The 1,439-nt window shown below is 49.1% G+C and carries 1 protein-coding gene and 1 pseudogene; both read right to left on the minus strand.

What is annotated here, in order from left to right; genetic code table 11:
• Window positions 1–148 (minus strand): annotated as a pseudogene (locus R8O70_RS25175) (flagellar hook-associated protein 3); the annotation flags it as partial.
• An 11-nt stretch (window positions 149–159) separates the two neighbouring features.
• The coding region (flgK, locus tag R8O70_RS25180) for a flagellar hook-associated protein FlgK (protein WP_318184457.1) at window positions 160–1,439 on the minus strand (1,280 nt) is incomplete at its 5' end.

Raw genomic sequence — 1,439 nt, forward strand, 5'->3', positions numbered from 1 at the left:
GCAGCTTGATAGACGCCATTGGATCATCAGACAGTTTAGTCAGTCGCTCACGTGTCGACATTTGTTGAAGTACTTTCCCAAGGCCTGCGCTGTTGCTCTGCAGGCTTTGCAGCATCATTTGGCTGAATTGGTTATCACTGATTCGCATCTGGGTTTCCTCTAGAATAACTGCAATACAGAGTCGAACAGCTGGTTCGCCGTACTGATCACTTTCATGTTGGCATTGTGCGCGTTAGCAAACGTCATCAAGTTCGCGGCTTCTTCATCGCTGTTCACTGAACTTACGTTGTCGCGAGCGGTATGCGCTTGCTTGCTCATTGCCAGTTTTGCTTGGTAATCCGCATCTGCCTGACGCGCTTTGATCGCCGTTTGGCCAACCATTGAGGTAAAGGCATCGTTCAAACTCACTGAGCCGTAGCCCGTTACCGCAACCGGTTTGTTACTCAAATCAATCAAAGATTTAAGAACATTCGCGTTACCCGGCGTACCATCGCTTGAAAACGCCAATTCTTCCGCGCTCAAATCTGTGATGGTTAAACTTGCCGCTGGGTTATCAGGGTCGTAGTTAAACAGTGGTTTGCCAGCATTGCCTTTCAAGTCTTTACCTGTAGCAAGTACCGCGTTGTACTCATCTGCCAGAGCTTTTGCCATGTCATCAAGCGCTACTTGGTTTGGCTTTAGAACGTCGGTTTGGTAATCGTTGATGGCACCCAACTTACCCCCGACCGAATCGCCAATAGCGAAGCTTTGATTAGCAAAATTCACGTGCAGATCCGCAAGATACGGATCGCTTGGATCAGGAATCGCAGACAGTTGACCAAAGTCCGAGCCCATGACTAACGGCTGACCAGAAACCAACGTCACCTGCATGCTGCCATCCGGTTGATCGGTTGTTTTCACTTCGATCACTTGTGACAGCTCACCGATCAGCTTTTCACGCGTGTCCATCAATTGAGCTGGGTTACCGCCTGTACCTTGCATTTCAACGATTTGCTTGTTCACGTGAGCGATGTTCGACATCAGACTGTTTGCATGAGTCAGCGCAGCGGTGCGCTGATCATTCATGTCTTTGTGTTGGTTATGCAAAGACTGAGTTAGTGTGTTGAAACGTCGAGCCAATGCTTCTGATTCATTGATGATTTGCTGGCGGTAAGGCATCGATTCTGGCTTCACCGTCGCATCGTTAAGCGCGGCGTTAAGCGAATCTAAGCCAGCAGAGATACTAAATCCGTCTGCACCCAAGGTGTTTTCTAGTTGGCTCATGTTGCTGGTGTAACCAGCCGCGTAAGCCGCCAAACTATTGGTAGACCAAGTTTGTTTAACCAAGAACTGATCAGTTACACGGCGGATGCTGGTCACTTCCACACCCATACCAGAGCTTAAGCGGTTGGACTTACCATCGCCAACTGTCGCCATCAACGCTTGTTGACGGCTGTATC

It is taken from the genome of Vibrio sp. 779(2023) (assembly GCF_033344285.1).
GTDB classification, from domain to species: Bacteria; Pseudomonadota; Gammaproteobacteria; order Enterobacterales; family Vibrionaceae; genus Vibrio; species Vibrio alginolyticus.